Source organism: Streptomyces sp. WMMC1477, from assembly GCF_027460245.1.
Lineage (GTDB): Bacteria > Actinomycetota > Actinomycetes > Streptomycetales > Streptomycetaceae > Streptomyces.
Genome location: NZ_JAPZBD010000003.1, coordinates 4,711,036 through 4,726,046, shown reverse-complemented (window position 1 = coordinate 4,726,046; position 15,011 = coordinate 4,711,036). Strand labels below are relative to the sequence as shown.

The 15,011-nt window shown below is 73.6% G+C and carries 11 protein-coding genes and 1 riboswitch; of the genes, 3 read left to right on the top strand and 8 right to left on the bottom strand.

Annotated elements, in window-relative coordinates; genetic code table 11:
* Positions 1 to 68: 68 nt before the first annotated feature.
* The 3 genes from O7609_RS21055 to O7609_RS21045 form a co-directional block, all read right to left on the bottom strand.
* A complete protein-coding gene (locus O7609_RS21055; protein WP_269735445.1) occupies positions 69 to 1,277 on the bottom strand; it encodes an alkaline phosphatase family protein in 1,209 nt (402 codons plus the stop codon).
* Positions 1,277 to 1,861, bottom strand: a complete 585-nt coding sequence (locus O7609_RS21050) for a DUF5998 family protein (protein WP_269735446.1) — start codon at positions 1,859 to 1,861, stop codon at positions 1,277 to 1,279. Before O7609_RS21050 ends, O7609_RS21055 begins: the two co-directional genes overlap by 1 nt.
* Before the next feature lie 62 nt (positions 1,862 to 1,923).
* Positions 1,924 to 4,677 carry a bifunctional acetate--CoA ligase family protein/GNAT family N-acetyltransferase gene (locus O7609_RS21045; protein ID WP_269744040.1) on the bottom strand — a complete coding sequence of 918 codons (2,754 nt, stop codon included), beginning with the start codon at positions 4,675 to 4,677 and terminating at the stop codon, positions 1,924 to 1,926.
* 145 nt (positions 4,678 to 4,822) lie between these two features.
* Here O7609_RS21045 and O7609_RS21040 point away from each other — a divergent pair, with 145 nt between their 5' ends.
* Entirely contained in the window at positions 4,823 to 5,104 is a 282-nt protein-coding gene (locus O7609_RS21040; protein ID WP_269735448.1) for an HPr family phosphocarrier protein, read from the top strand.
* 161 nt (positions 5,105 to 5,265) lie between these two features.
* On the opposite strand, the gene O7609_RS21035 is transcribed toward O7609_RS21040, so the two are convergent.
* The 4 genes from O7609_RS21035 to O7609_RS21020 all read right to left on the bottom strand — a co-directional run bounded on the left by O7609_RS21035 (position 5,266) and on the right by O7609_RS21020 (position 10,029).
* Positions 5,266 to 5,961: a GntR family transcriptional regulator gene (locus tag O7609_RS21035; protein WP_269735449.1), complete on the bottom strand. Its 696-nt coding sequence runs from the start codon at positions 5,959 to 5,961 to the stop codon at positions 5,266 to 5,268.
* A gap of 158 nt (positions 5,962 to 6,119) precedes the next feature.
* Complete coding sequence (locus tag O7609_RS21030; protein ID WP_269744039.1) at positions 6,120 to 6,854, bottom strand: M23 family metallopeptidase; 735 nt, start codon at positions 6,852 to 6,854, stop codon at positions 6,120 to 6,122.
* A gap of 10 nt (positions 6,855 to 6,864) precedes the next feature.
* A riboswitch (cyclic di-AMP (ydaO/yuaA leader) is annotated at positions 6,865 to 7,003 on the bottom strand.
* A 246-nt stretch (positions 7,004 to 7,249) separates the two neighbouring features.
* Positions 7,250 to 8,641 carry a M16 family metallopeptidase gene (locus tag O7609_RS21025; RefSeq protein ID WP_269735450.1) on the bottom strand — a complete coding sequence of 464 codons (1,392 nt, stop codon included), beginning with the start codon at positions 8,639 to 8,641 and terminating at the stop codon, positions 7,250 to 7,252.
* Positions 8,638 to 10,029, bottom strand: coding sequence for a M16 family metallopeptidase (locus O7609_RS21020; protein WP_269735451.1), 1,392 nt, complete (start codon positions 10,027 to 10,029; stop codon positions 8,638 to 8,640). The genes O7609_RS21025 and O7609_RS21020 overlap by 4 nt, the downstream gene beginning before the upstream one ends.
* A gap of 280 nt (positions 10,030 to 10,309) precedes the next feature.
* Between O7609_RS21020 and O7609_RS21015 the strand changes: the two genes are divergently transcribed.
* Positions 10,310 to 12,757 (top strand): DNA gyrase/topoisomerase IV subunit A, encoded by a 2,448-nt coding sequence (locus O7609_RS21015; protein WP_269735452.1) that lies wholly within the window; start codon positions 10,310 to 10,312, stop codon positions 12,755 to 12,757.
* Between the two features lie 73 nt (positions 12,758 to 12,830).
* On the opposite strand, the gene O7609_RS21010 is transcribed toward O7609_RS21015, so the two are convergent.
* Positions 12,831 to 14,006 (bottom strand): CobW family GTP-binding protein, encoded by a 1,176-nt coding sequence (locus tag O7609_RS21010; protein WP_269735453.1) that lies wholly within the window; start codon positions 14,004 to 14,006, stop codon positions 12,831 to 12,833.
* A 98-nt stretch (positions 14,007 to 14,104) separates the two neighbouring features.
* Between O7609_RS21010 and O7609_RS21005 the strand changes: the two genes are divergently transcribed.
* Positions 14,105 to 15,007: a sucrase ferredoxin gene (locus O7609_RS21005; protein WP_269735454.1), complete on the top strand. Its 903-nt coding sequence runs from the start codon at positions 14,105 to 14,107 to the stop codon at positions 15,005 to 15,007.
* Positions 15,008 to 15,011 lie beyond the last annotated feature (4 nt).

Below are 15,011 nucleotides of genomic sequence, written 5' to 3'. Positions count from 1 at the left end.
TCGGGTCGGGTGGTGGGGGAGACGGTCGAAGATGAGGGCCGAGGGCCGGGTGGGGGCGGCGGCCGAGGTCAGGTACGGACCTCCAGCAGCGGTACGAGCTGCTCGGCGGAGGTGACCGAGCCGTGCATGCCGATGAGCGCCGACTCCTTCGGCTCCGTGCGCGTGGCGACGACGGCGGCGGTACCGCTCATCGCGACGACCACGTCCCCGATCCGGCCGTACACGCGCTCGTCCACGCCCCGGCCCGGCGGGCCGAACCAGCCCAGCTCGATGGCCTCGTCCCGGGTGGCCACCCACGCCTGGTCCGCCAGCACCTCGCGCCAGACGGTGTGGACGTCGGCGGCGGCGCCGGGTACGGCGTACAGGTGCCGGGCGCGGCCCTCGCCGCCGAGCAGGGCGACGCCCGCGCCCAGCTCCCAGTCCTCGTCGAAGTCGAAGCGCGACGCGTCGCCGGGCGGGACGTCCACCATGCCGTGGTCGGCGGTGACGTAGAGGACGCTGCGCGGCGGGAGCTGCTCGGCCAGCCGCTGGGCGAGGCGGTCCACGTAGGCCAGTTGCCCGCGCCACGCGTCGGAGTCGACGCCGTACCGATGGCCGTTGCCGTCCAGGTCGGCGTAGTAGGTGTAGACGAGGGCGCGGTCGGCCGCGGCGAGCCGCTGGGCGGCGAGGTCCATGCGGTCCTCTCCGGAGAGCTTCCCGAGGAAGGTGCCGCCGGACAGCGCGATCTTGGTGAGCGGCGTGTGCTCGAAGTGCGGCGCGGAGACCTGGCTGGTCTCGATGCCCGCGGCGTCGGCGAGCTGGAAGACCGTCGGGTAGGGCTGCCACCGGAAGGGGTCCGTCCACGGCTGCCAGCGCAGCTGGTTCATGAGCTGGCCGGCCTCCGGGTCGAGCACCGTGTAGCCGGGCAGGCCGTGCGCGCCCGGCACCCGTCCGGTGCCCACGGAGGCCAGGGAGGTGGCGGTGGTGGAGGGGAAACCGGAGGTGATGGGTGCTCCGGTGCCGTTCACCGAGCTGGGCAGCAGCGAGGTGAGGAAGGGGGCGTACGCGGGGTGGGCGCGCAGGATGTCCCAGCCCATGCCGTCGACGAGGAACACGCAGACGCGGTCGGCGGGTTCGAGGGCGAGCCGGGTGCGCAGCCCGGGGACGCCGAGCCCCGAGGCGGCGGCGGGCAGGACGTCGGCAAGCGAGGCGGTGCCGTAGCGGGGGACGGGCGCGGTGCGCGGGTCGAGCGGCGCGGGCTCGGCGGAGGCCGGGTCCGTGGTGGTGGGCTGGGCCATCAGCGCGCGGCCACCGTGGCCTCGGACAGGCTCTGGGCGAACGCGAGTGCCTGGCGGACGGTGTCGGGGCCGTCCCCCGCCTCGCTGACGCGCAGCGAGAGGTCGTCCGCGGTGGTGGAGCCGGTGTAGCCGTGGTCGGCCTCGCAGTTGGGGTCGGCGCAGGCGGCGGGTTCCAGGTCGATGCGGCTGACCGCGCCCCAGCCGATGGTCAGCACGACCTCGCGCGGCAGCGTCCCGGGCCGGTAGGACTCCGGGTTCGCCACGACGCGGCTCAGCACGACGGAGGAGATCCGCTCCAGGTGCACCGACTCGGTGGAGGTGGTGGCGTAGGGCACGGGTGAGTTGCCGTCCGCGGCCTGTTCGTCGGTGTGGCTGACGATGAAGCGGGTGCCGGTGAGGACGAGGACCGTGACGTGGCGCCGCACCTCGTTGGCGTCGAACGTCGTCTCCTGGTGGACGAGGAAGGAGGTGACCGGCTCGCCGCCGACGGCGGCCTCCACTGCCTCGGCCACCAGGGCCGGGTAGTAGCCGCTGCGCTCGATGGCCGTCCGCAGTCCCTGCGTCGTCGTTCCGGTCTTCGCCATGCCGCCCATCCTAAGGCCCGCGGGGCCCTGCCCCCGAGCGGCGGACGGTGATCGCCGGTGTCTCACCAGGCCGACAGCCGCCGGGGGCCGAGGTCGGTGGTGACGGGGGGCGGGGCGAGACGGACGGCGGCACCGAGCACCGCCAGTCCGCGCGGCGCGACGACCACGGGCTCCAGCTCCACGGAGACGATCTCCGGGTGGTCGTCGACGAGCCGGGAGACGCGCAGCAGCAGGTCCTCCAGAGCCGCGGTGTCCACCGGGGCCGCTCCGCGCCAGCCGAAGAGCATGGGGGCGGTACGCAGGGAACGGACGAGGTGGGCGGCCTCGCGGTCGGTGACGGGCACCAGGCGGTGGGCCATGTCGCCCAGCAGCTCGGAGGGCGGTCCGGCGAGGCCGAAGGAGAGGACGGTGCCGATGGCGGAGTCGACGGCGGCCCGCACGACGGTGTCCACACCGCGCGGCACCATCGCCTGGACGACGGGCCGCAGCTCGGCGGGGGTTCCGAGGCCCTCGGTGAACTCGGCGTAGACGCGGCGCAACTGGGACTCGGAGACGATGTCGAGCCGGACTCCGCCGAGGTCGGCCCGGTGGCGCAGGTGGGGAGCGGTCGTCTTGAGGGCCACGGGGAAGCCGGTCCGGGCGGCGGCGGCCACGGCCGCGTCGGCGTCGGGGGCCGGATGGGCGGGCAGGACGGTGATGCCGTAGCAGGCCAGCAGCTCGGCGGTGCCGGGGACGTCGAGGGCGACGCTGCGGGGGCCGGCCTCCTGGCCCGGCTCCTGGCCTGTTCCCTGGCATGGCTCGGGCGGCCGGGTGCCGTACAGCGCGCGGGACACGACCGCCGCGGCGCCGGCCTCGTCCAGATCCTCCTCGGGGACCCGGCCCGGCCGCTCGGCGTCGCGCCGCCACTGGGCGTGGTGGACCGCCTCGGCGAGGGCCCGCACGGCCCGTTCCGGGGCGGGGTAGGCGGGGATGCGGCGGGCGCCGAGCGCCGCGTCCAGCCCCTCGATGGCCAGGTGGACGACGGCGATGGGTTTGCCGGTCCCGGCGGCGGCCCGGTGCAGCGCGTCGGCCAGTTCCTCGGCGCGGCGGCCCTCCACCCAGGGGATGGCGGTGACGACGACGGCGTCGGTGCCCGGGTCGGCCAGGGCCTCGCCGAGGGCGCGGTGGAAGTCCTCGGGGGTGGCGGAGGCGGTGAGGTCGACGGGGTCGACGGGGCGCAGGCCCCGGGCGAGGCAGGCGTCGTAGGTGAGCAGGCACAACGACTCGGCGTTACCCAGCACGGCGATCCGCGGCCCCGCGGGAAGCGGCTGGAAGGCCAGCTGGAGGCCGGTGTCCACGAGCTCGGTGACGGTGTCCACGAGCAGCACGCCCGACTGGCGCAGCAGCGTGGACACGGTGCGGTCGGAGGCGCGGATCTCCGGGACGGCGTGCCCGGCCGGGGGCGCGCTGCCGCTGTGCCGCGCGCCGCGGACGACGACGACGGGCTTGTGCGGGGCCACGCGGCGCACCAGCCGGGTGAACTTGCGGGGGTTGCCGAAGGACTCCAGGTACATGAGGACGACGTCGGTGTCCGGGTCGTCCTCCCAGTACTGGAGGACGTCGTTGCCGGAGACGTCGGCGCGGTTGCCGGCCGAGACGAAGGACGACAGCCCGGTGCAGCGCCGGTGCAGTCCCTCGAGCAGGGCGATACCGATGGCGCCGGACTGGGTGAACAGCCCGATCCGGCCGCGTTCCGGAGTGCGCCCCGCGAGCGTGGCGTTGAGCAGGACGTCGGGCGCGGTGTTGATCAGCCCGAGGGCGTTCGGCCCGATGATGCGCATGCCGTAGGAGCGGGCCTTGCGGACGAGTTCGCGCTGCTCGGCCCGGGTGAAGTCGGCGGAGAGGACCACCATGCCCTGGACCCCGTGCTCGCCGCAGGCGGTGACGACGGCGTCCACCTCGGCGGCGGGCACGGCGACGACCGCCAGGTCCACCGGCCCGGGGACGTCCCGCACGGAGCGGTGGGCCGGGACGGCGGGCAGCCCGTCGAGCGCGGCCGGGCGCCCGGAGCCGTCGGCGGTCCCGGGCAACCGCTCGTTGACGGCGTACACCGCACCGGGGAACCCGGCGCTGCGCAGGGAGTCCAGCACGGCGCGCCCGGCGCCCCCGGCCCGTCGGCGCACCCCGATGACGGCCACGGAGGAGGGGGCCAGCAGCCGCTGCACGGAACGCGCCTCGGCCCGGTGCTCCCGGGCGCGCATGACGGCCAGCGACCGTTCGGTGGGCTCCAGGTCGAGGGTGAGGCGGACGGAGCCGTCCTCGAAGGTGCGCTGCTGCGAGTAGCCGGCGTCGGTGAAGACCTTGGCCATCTTGGTGTTGGCCGGCAGGACCTCGGCGGTGAAGCGCCGCACGCCGCGTTCCCGCGCGCAGGCGGCGATGTGCTCCAGGAGAGCGGAGGCGACGCCCCGGCCCTGATGGGCGTCCTGCACCAGGAAGGCGACCTCGGCGCGGTCGGCGGGGGCGGGAGCCGGCAGGCCCGACTCGTCGATGCGGTCGTAGCGCACGGTGGCGATGAACTCACCGCCCACGATGGCCGCGAGGCCCACCCGGTCCACGTAGTCGTGCTGGGTGAAGCGGCGGACGTCCCGCGCCGACAGCCGGGGGTAAGGGGCGAAGAAGCGGTAGTACTTCGACTGGTCCGAGACCTGCTCGTAGAAGCTGACCAGCCGTTCGGCGTCTTCCTCGGTGATCGGGCGAACGCGGGCCGTGCCGCCGTCGCGCAGCACCACATCGGCTTCCCAGTGCGTGGGGTACGCGCGCTCCGTGGGCGTCTGCATGCGCCCCACCCTACGGCGCGGCCACCCCCGTTCGGGGAGGTGCGTGCGGCATGCGTAACACACCGTGCACGATGTTCACCCGCGGGGTACACGCATCCCGCGGGTGAGAAGTGGTCCTGACAGGCAACGACCGGAAGGCAACACCATGGCTGAGCGCCGCGTCACCATCGGCTGGGCTGAGGGCCTGCACGCCCGACCCGCCGCCATCTTCGTCCGGGCGGCGACGGCCGCCGGCGTCCCCGTCACCATCGCCAAGGCCGAGAGCTCACCGGTGAACGCCGCCTCCCTGCTCTCCGTGCTCGGTCTGGGTGCCGAGGGCGGCGAGGAGGTCGTGCTCGCCTCCGCGGCCGAGGACGCCGACGCCGTGCTGGAGCGGCTGGCGAAGCTCGTCTCCGAGGGGCTGGAGGAGCTGCCCGAGACGGTCTGAACGGGCAGGCGGAAAACCTGTCCGCACGCCGTGGAACCGCCCGCCCCATTTTGGCGCCGGAGTCGCACCACCGAAAAGTGGACACCCCTGCGGGCGACTCCGGAATTCCGGCAGCACACACCACGGGAAGCAATTCCCGATTCCTTTGTATACGGGAATTGTTAAACGGGGCCGCGCGCCGTGTTGACGGCAGGTTTCGTTGTCCTCACCATCACCGGGCGCTGGGCCCGGCGTATCGCCCCGGCCCGCTCGACGTGCGCCGCGGCGAGCGCGCGGGCCCGCTCGGCGTCCCGGCGGGCGAGAGCGTCCACGATCGCGCCGTGCTCGCGCCAGACGGCCGAGGCCCGCTCCACCGCGCCGGGGGCGTTCTCCTGCTCGACGGCGTACATCCAGGTGATCTTGCGGCGGAGCTGCACCAGGAGCGTCTCCAACGCGGGGCTGCCGCTGGCCTGCGCCAGCGTCTCGTGGAACCAGTCCCCCAGAGCGCGCAGGTCGGAGAGCTGCCCGCGCTCGGTGCGCTGGCGTCCGAGACGCACCAGGCCGCGCAGGACCTTCAGGTGCGCTCCGGTCCGCCGGTGCGCCGCCCGTGCGGCGCCGAGCGGTTCCAGCAGGGCCCGCATGTCCAGCAGATCGGCCGCCTCCTGCTCGGTCGGCTGGGCGACACAGGCCCCCGCGTGCCGCCGGGTGGTGACGAAGCCCTCCGATTCCAGCGTGCGCAAGGCCTCGCGCACCGGCACCCGGGAAACGCCGTAGCGGCGGGCGAGCAGCTCCTCGGTGAGCCGGGAACCCGGCGGCAGCGCACCGCTGACGATGTCGTCGCGAACCGCTGTGCACACCATGTGCGCGGAAATGCGCATACCCCAACCTCCGCCGTTATCCCCACGTTATGAGCGTCGCTGAACCGAACTGTATTCCACTCTTCCGAGAATTCCGATGCCCGGCTGAGATGCGACGGAAAAACGCCGGACCCCCGGCCGTGAGGCCGGGGGTCCGGGAGTGTGGGGAAGGAGCCGCGTCAGGACAGCGGCACACCCTTGCCGCGCAGGTAGTCGACCGGGTCCATGTCGGAACCGTAGCCCGGGGCGGTACGGGCCTCGAAGTGCAGGTGTGGGCCGGTGGAGTTGCCGGTCGAGCCGACCTTGCCTATCTCCTGGCCGACACCGACCTGCTGGCCGACCGAGACCCCGATGGCCGACAGGTGGCCGTACTGGGTGTAGGTGCCGTCGTTGTGCTTGACGACGATGTTGTTGCCGTAGGCGCCGCCCCAGCCGGCGGTGACGACCGTACCCGCGGCGACCGACTTGACGGGGGTGCCGGTACGGGCGGCGAAGTCGATGCCGCTGTGCTTGCCGGACGACCACATCTGGCCGCCGCTCTTGTAGGGCGTCGTCACGTCGCCGCCCGTGACGGGGGCCACGACGCTCGGGCGGGGCTTGGAGCGGTTGGCGCGCTCGGCGTCCTCGCGCTCGGCCGCGGCCTTCTTCTCCGCCGCCTTCTTCGCGGCGGCCTTCTTCTCGGCCTCGGCCTTCTCCGCCGCGGCGCTCTTCTGCGCGGCGGCCTGGTCGGCCACGTGGCCGGCGAGCGAGGGAGCGATGGCGAGCGCCTCGCTGAAGGTGTTCTTGTGCTCGGCCGCGGCGGCGGGCCCGGCGACGACGCCGGCCACACCGACGGCGACGGCCGCGGCGGCGGTACCGAGACGGATGGAACGGGTGGAACGGTTCAGCTTGCCGGAGGCACGGTTGAACGCCAAGAGTGTGGGTCCTTTCCTTCCTTCTCGCCTACCGGGTTAGCTGACGGGTTCGGAGCAGGAAGGTCTCCTACGGGCACACAGGCCCGATTCACCCCAAGGACATGTGGGTCCCCGGCTCCCCCTCGTCGGGGACTCGGCGATGATGCGCTGCACGTCGGCCGCAGGCCGCGGTCGCTTCTGACGGGCAACGGGGACGACGTTAAACCGGACATCCCGGGCGGGCCAAGAAAATCCGGCACTTTGTCGTACATGCCACATTGCCCAGGTCATCGGGGTGATCCGGGCCACGTGAAAGGGGCTCCGGACAGCCCGCAGCCCCGGAGGGCCGGGCCCTCCGGGGCTGCGGGAGGCGTCCACGGGACCGTGCCGACCGGCCGGACCCGCTCCGCGCGGGGCTATTCGCCGCGCACGACGGTGACCTCCCCGATCCCCAGCTCACGCACCGGGGCCTCGATCTGCTCCGCGTCCCCGACCAGGACGGTGACCAGGCGGTCGACCGGGAACGCGGCCACGGCCGCGGCGGTGGCCTCCACCGTGCCCGTCTCGGCCAGCCGCTCGTACAGCCGCGCCTGGAAGTCGTCCGGGAGGAACTGCTCCACCTGGTCCGCCAGGGTCCCGGCGACGGCGGCCGCCGTCTCGTACCGCAGCGGAGCCACGCCGACCAGGTTCTGCACGGCGGTGTCGCGCTCCTCGTCCGTCAGCCCCTCGGCCGCCACCGTCCGCAGCACGGTCCACAGATCGGCCAGCGCGGGGCCGGTCACGTCGGTGGCCACGGAACCGCTGATCGCGAGCATGGCCGCGCCGCGGCCGTCGGGCGTGGAACGGAGCACCTGGCTGTAGGCGCGGACCCCGTAGGTGTAGCCCTTCTCCTCGCGCAGCACGCGGTCCAGCCGCGAGGTGAGCGTACCGCCCAGGCAGTACACGCCCAGCACCTGCGCGGGCCAGACGGCGTCGTGCCGGTCGGCCCCGGTGCGGCCGATGAGCAGCTGCGTCTGCACGGCCCCCGGCCGGTCGACGATGACCACCCGGCCGGTGTCGTCCGAGGTCACCGGCACCATCGGGGCGGGCGCGGCGGTGGAGCCCGTCCAGGCGCCGAGCGTCTCGGCCAGCGACCCCGCGAGGTCGACCCCGGTGAAGTCGCCGACGACGACGGCCGTGGCGGCGGCCGGGCGCACGTGTGCCTCGTAGAAGGCGCGCACGGCGGCGGCGTCGATGTGCCGGACGGTCTCCTCCGTGCCCTGCCGCGGGCGGGACATCCGCGCGTCGGCCGGGAACAGCTCCCCGGCCATGGCGATCGCGGCGCGACGGGCCGGGTTCGCCAGCTCGTGCGGGATCTCGTCCAGGCGGTTGGCGACGAGCCGGGCCACCTCGCCGTCCGGGAAGGCGGGGGCCCGCAGCGCGTCGGCCAGCAGCCCCAGCGCCTTGGGCAGCCGGGAGGCGGGCACCTCCAGGGACACCCGGATGCCGGGGTGGTCGGCGAAGGCGTCGAGCGTGGCGCCACAGCGCTCCAGCTCGGCGGCGAACTCCTCCGCCGTGTACTTGTCCGTCCCCTCGCTCAGGGCACGCGCCATGATCGTCGCGACGCCGTCCAGCCCCTCGGGCTCGGCGTCCAGCGGAGCGACGAGGTTCACGTCCACCGCCACGACCTGCTGGCCGGGCCGGTGGCAGTGCAGCACGGTCAGCCCGTTGGACAGCGTGGCACGCTCGGGCGCCGGGAAGGCCCAGGGCTTGGCCTCGCCGCCGCGCGGCTGCGGGTGGAACTCCATGGTGGGGGTGGCGTCGCTCACTGCTCGGCCCCTTCCTGCGCGTTGTGGTGCACGTCGGCCACGTCGTCGGCGATGACCTCGGTGGCCTCCTCCGCCTCCTCCGGCTGCGGGCCCGACGTCGGTTCGTAGACCAGCACGGCCCGGTTGTCCGGCACCAGCCGCGCGGCGGCCACCTCCCGCACCTCCTCCGGCGTGACCTCCAGGACCCGCCGCACCGCCGTCAGGGCGAGCTGCGGATCACCGAAGAGGACGGCGTAGCGGCACAGTTCGTCCGCCCGGCCGCTCACCGTCGCCAGGCGGTCCAGCCACTCCCGCTCCAGCTGGGCCTGGGCTCGCTCCATCTCCTCGGGGCTCGGCCCCTCCGAGGCGAACCGGACCAGTTCCTCGTCGACCGCCGCCTCGATCTCCGCGACGGTGGACTCGCCCGACGCCTTGACGTCCAGCCAGCCGAGCGAGGGGGCGCCGGCCAGCCGCAGCATGCCGAAGCCCGCCGTCACCGCCGTCCGGTCCCTGCGCACCAGCCGGTTGTAGAGGCGGGACGACTCGCCGCCGCCCAGCGCCGTCAACGCCAGGTCGATCGCGTCCGCCTCGCGGGTGCCGTCGTGCGGAAGCCGGTAGGCGTGCAGCAGCGCCCGGGAGGGGACGTCCTCGTAGAGCGTGCGCCGCGGCTCCTCCCCCATGACGTCGGGCAGTCGGCCGTCCCGGGGCGGCTGCTTGCCGTCGTGCCCGGGAATGGAGCCGAAGTACTTCTCGACCCAGGCGAGCGTCTGCTCCGGGTCGATGTCCCCGACGACGGACAGCACCGCGTTGTTGGGCGCGTAGTACGTGCGGAAGAACCGGCGGGCGTCCTCCAGTGAGGCCGCGTCCAGGTCCGCCATGGAGCCGATCGGGGTGTGGTGGTACGGGTGGCCCTCGGGGTAGGCCATGGCCACCAGCGTCTCGAAGGCCGTGCCGTAGGGCACGTTGTCGTACCGCTGGCGGCGCTCGTTCTTGACGACGTCCCGCTGGTTCTCCATGGACTCGTCGTCCAGGGCGGCGAGCAGCGAACCCATGCGGTCCGCCTCCAGCCACAGCGCCAGCTCCAGTTGGTGGGCGGGCATCGTCTCGAAGTAGTTGGTGCGCTCGAAGCTCGTCGTGCCGTTCAGCGAGCCGCCGACACCCTGGACCAGTTCGAAGTGCCCGTTGCCCGGCACCTGGGCGGAGCCCTGGAACATCAGGTGCTCGAAGAGGTGGGCCAGCCCGGTGCGGCCCGTGACCTCGTGCCGGGAACCGACGTCGTACCAGAGGCAGACGGCGGCGACGGGGGTCAGGTGGTCCTCCGAGAGCACCACCCGCAGGCCGTTGGCCAACCGGTGTTCGGTTGCTGTGAGCACTCCCTGGGGAGGCGGGGGCGTGGCCGTGTACGCCATGCGCGATGTGTCCCTTCGTCTGCGGGGCGGCGGGTGGACGGGGCGGTTCGGCTGTCGTTTCCGGGCCGGCCGGAGGGGCCGGCCCGGGCTGCCCTGTCACTCTATGCAAGCGCGGCGGGGCCGCGCGAAGTTCCCGGCCGGGCGGGGTGGACGGCGGGTTGTCCGCGGCTGGGTCCACAATGGTCCGCGTCAGTGCCAGCACATCCGCTTCGGCGCCCCGGCCGTACCCAGCCCGTACCCGGTGGCGCGACCGCGCGTATCCGAAGGAGCAGCCGCCGCGATGGCCCGCCGCAGCACGAAGACCCCGCCGCCGGAGGATTTCGAAGAGCGCATCCTCGACATCGATGTCGTCGACGAGATGCAGGGCTCCTTCCTGGAGTACGCCTACTCGGTCATCTACTCGCGGGCCCTGCCCGACGCTCGGGACGGGCTCAAGCCCGTCCACCGGCGCATCCTCTACCAGATGCACGAAATGGGACTGCGCCCCGAGCGGTCCTACGTCAAGTGCGCCCGCGTCGTCGGCGAGGTGATGGGCAAACTCCACCCGCACGGCGACAGCGCCATCTACGACGCGCTCGTCCGCATGGCTCAGCCGTTCTCGATGCGGCTGCCCCTGGTGGACGGCCACGGGAACTTCGGCTCGCTCGGCAACGACGACCCGCCCGCGGCCATGCGGTACACGGAGTGCCGCAGCGCCTCGGCGGCCGGGCTGATGGTCGAGTCGATCGACGAGGAGACGGTCGACTTCGCGCCGAACTACGACGGCAGCGAGCAGGAGCCCGTGGCCCTCCCGGCTGCCTACCCGAACCTGCTCGTCAACGGGGCCTCCGGTATCGCCGTCGGCATGGCCACGAACATGCCGCCGCACAACCTCGGCGAGATCATCGCCGCCGCCCGGCACCTGATCAAGCACCCCGGTGCGGATCTCGAGACCCTGATGAAGCTGGTCCCCGGCCCGGATCTGCCCACCGGAGGGCGGATCGTGGGGCTGGGCGGCGTCAAGGACGCCTACGCCAAGGGGCGCGGGACCTTCAAGATCCGGGCCACGGCCGAGATCGAGCAGGTCACGGCGCGGCGAAAAGGCCTCGTCGTCACCGAACTGCCCTTCACCGTCGGCCCGGAGAAGGTCATCTCCAAGATCAAGGACCTGGTCAACTCCAAGAAGCTCCAGGGCATCGCCGACGTCAAGGACCTCACCGACCGCGAGCACGGGCTGCGGCTCGTCATCGAGGTGAAGAACGGCTTCCACCCGGAGGCCGTGCTCGAGCAGCTCTACAAGCTGACGCCGATGGAGGAGTCCTTCGGCATCAACAACGTGGCCCTCGTCGACGGCCAGCCGCTCACCCTGGGCCTGAGGGAGCTGCTGGAGGTCTACGTCGACCACCGCTTCGAGGTCGTGCGGCGCCGCAGCTCCTACCGGCGCCGCAAGCGGCAGGACCGGCTGCACCTCGTGGAAGGACTGCTCGTCGCGCTCGTCGACATCGACGAGGTCATCGGCATCATCCGGTCCAGCGACAACGCGGCGGCGGCGAAGGAGTCGCTCATGGCGCGCTTCGGCCTCTCCGACGTCCAGACGCAGTACATCCTCGACACCCCGCTGCGCCGCCTGACGCGCTTCGACCGGCTGGAGCTGGAGGACGAACGGGACCGCCTGGGCCGGGAGATCGAGGAGCTGACCCGCATCCTGGAGTCCGACGCGGAGCTGCGCAAGCTCGTCTCCAGCGAGCTCGGCGCCGTCGCGAAGAAGTACGGCACCCCGCGCCGCACCGTGCTGATGGAGTCCACCGGGACGCCCGTGGCCACCGTGCCGCTGGAGATCGCCGACGACCCGTGCCGCGTGCTGCTCTCCTCCACCGGGCTGCTCGCCCGTACCGCCGCCGTGGACGCCGTCTTCGGCCAGGGCGCGAAGCGCGTCAAGCACGACGTGATCGTCTCCGCCGTCCCGGCCACGACGCGCGGGGAGATCGGCGCCGTGACCTCCTCCGGCCGGCTGCTGCGGCTGTCCGTCGTCGACCTGCCGCAGCTCCCGGAGCCGTCCGCCACACCCAGCCTGGCGGGTGGGGCCGAGATCTCCGAGTTCCTGTCCCTGGAGGACGGCGAGTCGCTGCTGTGCCTCACCACGCTGGACGAGTCCTCCCCCGGGATCGCGCTCGGCACCCGGCAGGGCGTGGTCAAGCGCGTCGTGCCCGACTACCCGGCCAACAAGGAGGAGTTGGAGGTCATCTCCCTCCGGGAGGGCGACCGGATCGTCGGCGCCGTCGAACTGCGCACCGGCGAGGAGGACCTCGTCTTCGTCAGCGACGAGGCACAGTTGCTGCGGTATCCGGCGAGCCAGGTCCGGCCCCAGGGGCGGGCCGCGGGCGGCATGACCGGCATCAAGCTGAGCGCGGGAGCGCAGGTCATCTCCTTCACCGCGGTGGACCCGGCAGCCGAGGCCGTCGTCTTCACCGCCGCGGCCGCGCAGGGGACGCTGGACGACACCCTCGCCACCGCCAAGCTCACGCCCTTCGACCAGTACCCGCGCAAGGGCCGTGCCACCGGCGGCGTCCGCTGCCAGCGGTTCCTCAAGGGCGAGGAGCGCCTGGCTCTGGCCTGGGCGGGCCCCTCCCCGGCCAGGGCGGCGACGAGGTCGGGGGCACCCGCGCGGCTTCCCGAGACCGACCCGCGGCGGGACGGCTCGGGCGTGCCGCTCTCCGACGCCGTCGCCGTCATCGGCGGCCCCGTGTGACCGGTGCGCGGCCGGGCCCGGGGCGTCTCCGGGCCCGGCCGCCCCGCACTCCGGCGGACGCCGCCGGGCTCGCTCAGACCCGCGCCCCGTACGGCTCCGGGGCGCCGGGGTCCCCGACACCGTCGACACCGGGGTCCTCGATGTCGGGGTCCTCGTAGGCGTACGGCTCGCCGTGGGTGGCCGCGTCCTCCGCGGACGGTGCGTCCACGTACCGCAGGACGCCCCACAGGGCACTCGGCCCCCTCTCGTCCGGTCCCGGCCCCGCACATCCCTCCAGCCGGCTCCGCAGCGCGTCGACGTCGAGCCCGGCGCCGATCAGCACCAGCCGCGTCGACCGGGGCTCGCCCTGCGGCCACGGCCGCGGGGCGAAGCGCAGGAAGCCGCCCACCACGTGGACCGTCCAGCACCGCTGCCGCTCGTCCCCGCCGAGCAGGACGTGGCCTTTCATCCGGTACAGCCCGGCTGGGCGCTCGTCCAGGAACTCCAGCAGGCGGCGGGGGCTCAGCGGTTCGTCGCAGGTGAACGACAGCGCCTCGTAGGCGTCGTGCAGGTGCTCGTGCCCGTCATGGCCGTCCCCACACCCGTCGGGCCCCTCCTCCTCGTAGAGGTCCTCGAACGAGAGCTGGCGGACGGCGGGCTCCCCGTCCCGGGCGGCGTCCCGGTCGAAGAGCAGCCCGGGGTCGATCCGGCCGTGGGCCGCGGCGACGACGGGGGTGCCCTCGGCCAGCGAGGTCAGCCGCCGCAGCAGCGCGTCACGTTCCCCGGCGGGCACGCGGTCCGTCTTGTTGAGGACGACCAGGTCGGCCACGCGGACGTGCCGCTCCAGCTCCGGATGGCGCCGGCGCACCACGTCGAACTCTGCGGCGTCCACGACCTCGATCAGGCCGCCGTAGACGATGCGCTGGTCGGTGCTGGCCAGCAGCATGCGGATGAGGGTCTGCGGCTCGGCCAGTCCGCTCGCCTCGATGATGATGAGATCGATCCCGGCGGCGGGACGGGCGAGGGCGTCCAGCACCTCGTCCAGGTCCTCGGTGTCGACGGCACAGCACAGGCAGCCGTCGCCGAGCGAGACCATCGAGTCCACCTGCCCGGAGACCGTCATGGCGTCGATCTCGATGGCCCCGAAGTCGTTGACGACCGCCCCGATGCGCACGCCCCTGCGGTTGCGCAGGAGATGGTTCAGCAGCGTCGTCTTGCCGGAGCCGAGGAAACCCGCGAGGACGATGACCGGAATACGGTGTGTGACCACCAGTGCCCCTTCTCCTTCTCACGCAGACGTGCGGCACCGCCGGCGGCGGCCCTCGGGTGAAACGGCAGTCGATCGTAACGGAGGTTAGGCTCACCTCCGTGACCACATGCGCGAGCGCCTCCCGGAACCGGGCCGAGCCCCTCGCGGCCACCGCCGCGACCGCCCGCACCTGGCTGCTGCTCGAACAGCCGGGCCCGTGGGGCACGGACGCCCTCCACGCCAGCCACCTGGACCGCGACACCGCCCGCGCCCTGACCGCCGCCGTCGAAGACACCGACGTGCGCGTGGCGCTGATCCGCCGCCCCGGCCGGCACGCGGACCGGTCTCCCCGGCCGCCGCGCCGCGTCTACCTGGCCCACACCCTGCCGGGCGCGTCCTGGGTCCGCACCTGGGTCACCGACACACCGGAGTCCCTCAGCACCCTCGACTTCGCGGCGCTCGGCCGCGGGGAGCACGGGGGCGTCGGCGAACCGTACCGCGGCGACCCGCTGGCCCTGGTGTGCACCAACGGCCGGCGCGACCGCTGCTGCGCGCTCCTCGGCCGCCCGCTGGCCGAGGAACTGGCCGCCTCCGGGGACGCGAACACCTGGGAGATCACCCACATCGGCGGCCACCGCTTCTCCCCCACCCTGCTGGTGCTGCCGTACGGCTACGCCTACGGCCGGGCGGACGCCACCACGCTCAAGGGCGTCCTGGACGCCGTGCGACACGGCCGGGTGGTCACCGAGCGGTGCCGGGGCCGCTCGGCCTGGGGCCGCGCCGGACAGGCCGCGGAGCTGGCCGTCAGGGATCTGACGGGCGAGGAGGACCCCGACGCACTGACCCTGGACGAGCCGCCCGCCGACGCGCCGCGGTGGTCACTGGTGGTACGCCACCGCGACGGCCGGTCCTGGCGCGTCGACGGCGTGACGGAGCCGGGCCCCGCGGTGCCCGCGAGCTGCGGGGCCGCCCCCGGGCCCCAGCCCCGCGCACAGGTCGTCGCCGTCACCGCCGCGGGCTGAGCCC

Excerpts from the sequence above, each read along its gene's own strand:
- O7609_RS21055 (WP_269735445.1), bottom strand. The coding sequence starts at position 1,277 with ATGGCCCAGCCCACCACCACGGACCCGGCCTCCGCCGAGCCCGCGCCG.
- O7609_RS21050 (WP_269735446.1), bottom strand. The coding sequence starts at position 1,861 with ATGGCGAAGACCGGAACGACGACGCAGGGACTGCGGACGGCCATCGAG.
- O7609_RS21045 (WP_269744040.1), bottom strand. The coding sequence starts at position 4,677 with ATGCAGACGCCCACGGAGCGCGCGTACCCCACGCACTGGGAAGCCGAT.
- O7609_RS21040 (WP_269735448.1), top strand. The coding sequence starts at position 4,823 with ATGGCTGAGCGCCGCGTCACCATCGGCTGGGCTGAGGGCCTGCACGCC.
- O7609_RS21035 (WP_269735449.1), bottom strand. The coding sequence starts at position 5,961 with ATGCGCATTTCCGCGCACATGGTGTGCACAGCGGTTCGCGACGACATC.
- O7609_RS21020 (WP_269735451.1), bottom strand. The coding sequence starts at position 10,029 with ATGGCGTACACGGCCACGCCCCCGCCTCCCCAGGGAGTGCTCACAGCA.
- O7609_RS21015 (WP_269735452.1), top strand. The coding sequence starts at position 10,310 with ATGGCCCGCCGCAGCACGAAGACCCCGCCGCCGGAGGATTTCGAAGAG.